The following is a 4,988-nucleotide window of genomic DNA, read 5'->3' as shown; positions in this document are numbered from 1 at the left end:
TGAAGGTCAGGCGTATCTTGCTGCGCAAATGGATGCCGATTTCTTTGAGGAAAGAGAAAATATGGATGATGGTATCTGTGAAGAATCCCGTAAAAGGGTATTCTGCAATCTGCAAAAGAAAATTTCGAGAAGACGTTTTGCCGGACTAACTCTAAAAGTGGTAGCGGCGATGGTACCCGTTGCAGCTGTTATAGCCATATTACTCTATCTTAATACGCAGGTTTCTCTTTTTGAACCTCCGTTTTACCAGGATATCTATGTGGCGAAGGGAGAACGGATGCAAATAGCTTTTCAGGATGGTACCCGTGTTTACTTGTATCCCGGTTCCCGTCTTTGTTATCCGGATAAATTCGGTCTGACGGAGCGTAGGGTGACTTTGGATGGGGAAGCTTATTTTGAGGTGAGCAAGAATTCTCACAGACCCTTCATTGTTGATTTGGATAAAGCTTCTATCCGAGTGACAGGAACTTCTTTTCATTTGCAGGCCTATGCTTGCGAACCGGACATCACAGTTGAACTGGATGAAGGGCAGGTAGATTTACTATATGGTGACCGGCAAGAATACTCTTTGCGTCCGGGCGAATCACTTATATATAATAAGGTGAAAAACGCTTGTATGCTTCAATTACAAGAAGGAGTAAGCGGGCTTATTCGTTGGAAAGAACAGGAGATCGATTTCCGGAATACTCCGATGAAGGAAGTGCTGAAAGAATTGGATTTGCATTACGGTGTCCCTTTTTGTGTCGGAGATACGGTTGTCTATCAGTATTCTTATACTTTTTGCGTGAAGAAAGCCTCTTTGGAAGAAGTGATGAAGACACTTGAAATAATCTCCCCTGTCCGTTTTCAGAAGGGAGATACCATCCGGGTACGGATGAAATAGCATTGACATGTAAAAGACACGTTCCCGTTATACACTTTAGCTTACCCTTTGTGTCAATAGTACGTATAAAGATCATATTGAATTAATTTCATTAATCATTTAACGTATAAAAATGAAACGAGGTATTTTGATTGTTTTAATGGCTTTTCTGGGCTTGACTTCTGTTATGGCTGCTCAGAAAGTAACTCTGAAGTGTAGGGAAGTTGCCTTAAAGGAAATCTTCGCTAGAATTACGAAACAGACAGGGCTGGCGGTAGCCTATAGTTCGCAGGTGCTTAATGTAGATACAAAAATCAGTATTGAGACAGAGAATGCGGAAATAACAGAAGTCTTGGAGAAATTGCTACCCGCTACAATAGGGTATAAGATCGAAAACAGTTCAATCCTGATATTCAAAAAAGAAGTTTCCAAGAAAGCTTCTACAGTCAGGATGAAGGGAATTGTTTTTGATAAGAAGACGCGGGAACGGTTGGCAGGTGTAACACTGGTTTTGAATGATAATCCGTCTGTAGGTACCATTACCGATATAGATGGAGTGTTTCAAATAACTGCTGCCCAGGGGAGCAAGTTGAAAGTGTCCTATATAGGATATGAAACGCAGCTGGTTGCTATAAGTCCGGTCGATGAATTGAAAGTGGAACTTGATCAGGATAACTTCAAATTGGATGAGGTTGTGGTAACAGGCCAGGGGGCTGAGGTGCAAAAACGCCGGTTATCATCGAATGTAACCACTGTTAGCAGTAAGGAACTGGAACGTATGAAACAGGGGCGTATAGACCAGGTGTTGCAAAATGCTCTCCCCAATGTGCAGATAACGATGTCCAGCGGCCAGGCAGGTGCAACTTCACTGGTAAAGTCAAGAGGTCTATCTTCTGCTTTTTCTAACTCTACTCCCGTGATTTATGTAGACGGAGTGCGTGTGGATAATATGAACACAGGTGCAACTTTGAATAACTCATTAAGCGGAAACAGTGCAGTGACCGGTTCTATCGGTGATATTCCGATGGAGAATATCGATCACATTGAGTATGTGACGGGTGGTGCGGCCACTACCCTCTATGGTTCAGATGCAGCCAATGGCGTTATTCAGATTTTTACAAAGAAAGGAGCGGAGCAGAAGACTACGTTCTTTGCCGAAACTCAATTGGAGGCGGATATTGCTTCTTCCCAGTTTTATCATTTTAAACGTACCAAAGAATTGTTGCATCAGACAGGATTCACACAGAAGTACCGTGTCGGCTTTGACGGTGGAACAGAGAAGTTCGGTTATAGTTTTGGCGGCAGCATGAGTAACGGTACGGGAACTCTGATAAAGGACGGTAACGAGGATCGTAAATATGACTTGCGCTTCGGTTCAAGAATGAAATTCAATGAACAGTTTGAATATCAGAACTCATTTGGTATGGTGATAGAAGACTTTGCGAGAAGCCGCAACGGTAACCAGGGAGGATATACCGGATTATGGTTTACGGAAGGCGCTGCGGCTACTAATTTCAGGTATACGGATGCAGCGGGCGAACTGGTGAATTATGGCGCTGATCTGGACGCTTTGGATGACTATACTTTTGCTCAGATGAAGGCTTTTGTTACGAAAGCGGAGGCATTGCAAAACAACCGTGAGTCCGTAAAGCGTTTTCAGACTTCCCAATCTCTGAGCTATGCTCCTCTGGCTAATCTGACTTTCAAAGGGGTATTAGGAGTAGATTATCGATTGAATACCAATAAGAACATCATAACTAATGAATATCTGATTCACACCCAGCAGAAGCCGGAAGGAACTTCAGATGCAGGCAGTATCTCCAACTTCGACCGCAACTATTTCGGTCTGACTTTGGATTTGAACGGACAGCATAAATATCGTTATAAAGATGTTTTTAGTCTGATCTCTACGGCAGGCTTCCAGTTCTTTAGCACTTATGACCACCAGTCGGTATATAATGGAACAAACGTACGTGATGGTGCCCAGATAATAGAGGGTGCGGGAACGTTAACTTCTAATGAATGGCTAAGCTATCTGTATAATTACGGCTACTTTATTCAGGAAAATATCGGTTTCCTGGACCGCTATTACATTGATTTGGGATTGCGTTCGGACTATAATACTGCTTTTGGTGACAATGTAGGCTGGCAATATTATCCCAAAGTAGGACTTTCTTATGTTCTCTCTGAAGAACCTTTTATGCAGAGACTGAAAGAGAATAATCTTGTAAGCAGTTTCCGTATTCTGGCCAATTATGGTATTGCCGGTAGTTATCCTCCTGCTTTTGAATATCAACGTACTGTGGCGTTCAATTCTTTCCAGGGAGGGCAAGCCGCTTCTTTTGGTAAATATGGAAATCCGGATCTGGCACCTGAAAAGAAACATTCGTATGAAGCCGGTTTTAATGCTGTGCTTTTCAACCGTGTATTGAATTTGGGATTTACTTATTATTATGCTCTGACCAAAGACGCTCTTTTCAGTATCCCGTCCCTTCCTTCATCCGGTCAGTCTGCCAACTATTTGTCTAATGTCGGTGAAATAGAGAATAAAGGTATTGAATTGAGCATTGGGCTGCAATTAGTGGATACAAAAGATTGGAATGTTCGCCTGAATGCATCTTATAATACGAATCATAATAAAGTACTGAGTATTGGTAATGCAGTGCCTTTTGCTATTGGCGGTTTCTCTTCGCGAACGGTTCAAACGGTGGTAGCTGAAGGAGAACCGGTAGGTTTCATCCGTGGTTATAAGGCCGTACTGAATCCGGATAACTCACTGAAGGAAATTCTTCCTTTACAGAATCTGGGCTCTACACTTCCTACAGCTTATGGTAACTTCTCTTTGTCGGCAAGTTATAAGAATCTTTCGTTCATGCTCAGCGGTGATTATCAATATGGAGCTTATGTACATTCGTTCGACCGCCAGTTCCGTTTCTCAAAGGGTCTGAAAGACGATGCTATTCCAGAGAAAGCACTGGAAGGACTTGATCAGGGGGCTAACTGGCTTAATTTCACTAACTTTTTCGTAGAGAAATCAGATTTCCTGAAGATCAGGAATATCGGAATAGCTTATGATTATAAGCCGAAGAAGTATCTGAAATCAGTCAATCTGGCTTTCAATGTTTATAATCCGTTTGCCTTTACAGCCTCATCGGTAGACCCGGAAGCTGCCCTGGCAGGTGCCCGTTCGCAAGGTGCAGTAGCGGTAGGTGGATTGAACTACTCTTCTTATTCCACTCCTCGTCAGTACGTGGGAACGATACGTGTCTCTTTTTAATCATTAGTTTAACTCATAAATAAATATAGATATGAACATTAAGAATTATATATTGATAGCTTCCCTGGCTTGTGCCTGTTCGTCTTGTGAACTTTTACAGCCGAATGAGATCATTAATCCGAATGTAGATGAAGATACATTTCTGAAGACTCCTAATGCCATGAGTACTTGGGTGAACGGAGCCAACCGTTCGTTTGCCACGATTATCGGTTCGTATGTGGAATTGACTGAAATACTCTCCGATAATTATTTTAATAACTATAGCCAGAGTAGTAAGGTTTTCGATTTTCCCACTATCCTGTATACGGATATAGATGTAACCAATTTGCAGCGTCACGTAGGTACATTGCGGGAAACGGCGATCCAGGGATTAGAAGTAGTGGCTAAGGCCGATGCAACTACTACAGATGAACAACGCTATAATCTCTATTATATCAAGGGATATTCTTATCTCCTGGCAGGAGAATATTTCCGGGCGCTCCCTGTTGAAAACGGGGGAGAGGTAAAGGGCTGGAAGGAGAACCTGAATCTGGCTATCTCTACATTTACGGAGGCTCTGAAATTTACAAGTGATACGGATGAGACAGCGTTTATCAACACCTTGATAGCCCGTGCCTATTATCGGCTCGGAGATAAAGTAAATGCAGTGAAGTATGCCAGCAATGTCTTGACGTTGTCGACGGATTTCACAAAACAGGTGACATTTGATGGAGAGAATAATGTGATAAGTTCTATTCAGGGATATATTTATGGCACCAATTTCCAACCACTGCCCCGTTTGGATTTCCTTGATCCGAAATATTTTCAGACTAAGGCAAAAGAGGCACGTCCTATCTGTATTGCCAAAGC

General features: G+C 42.5%; 2 protein-coding genes and 1 pseudogene. All 3 read left to right on the top strand.

The window, feature by feature from the left end:
• On the top strand, positions 1-883 hold an 883-nt coding region (locus BACCELL_RS02765), incomplete at its 5' end, for a FecR family protein (protein ID WP_007210002.1).
• Between the two features lie 112 nt (positions 884-995).
• A complete protein-coding gene (locus tag BACCELL_RS02760) occupies positions 996-4,139 on the top strand; it encodes a SusC/RagA family TonB-linked outer membrane protein (RefSeq protein WP_007210001.1) in 3,144 nt (1,047 codons plus the stop codon).
• Between the two features lie 31 nt (positions 4,140-4,170).
• Positions 4,171-4,988 (top strand): annotated as a pseudogene (locus BACCELL_RS02755) (hypothetical protein); the annotation flags it as partial.

Origin of the sequence: Bacteroides cellulosilyticus DSM 14838 (genome assembly GCF_000158035.1) — a bacterium.
Lineage (GTDB): Bacteria > Bacteroidota > Bacteroidia > Bacteroidales > Bacteroidaceae > Bacteroides > Bacteroides cellulosilyticus.
The sequence above is the reverse complement of the archived record's forward strand: the minus strand, read 5'-3'. Positions and strand labels throughout refer to the sequence as shown.

Excerpts from the sequence above, each read along its gene's own strand:
- BACCELL_RS02760 (WP_007210001.1), top strand. The coding sequence starts at position 996 with ATGAAACGAGGTATTTTGATTGTTTTAATGGCTTTTCTGGGCTTGACT.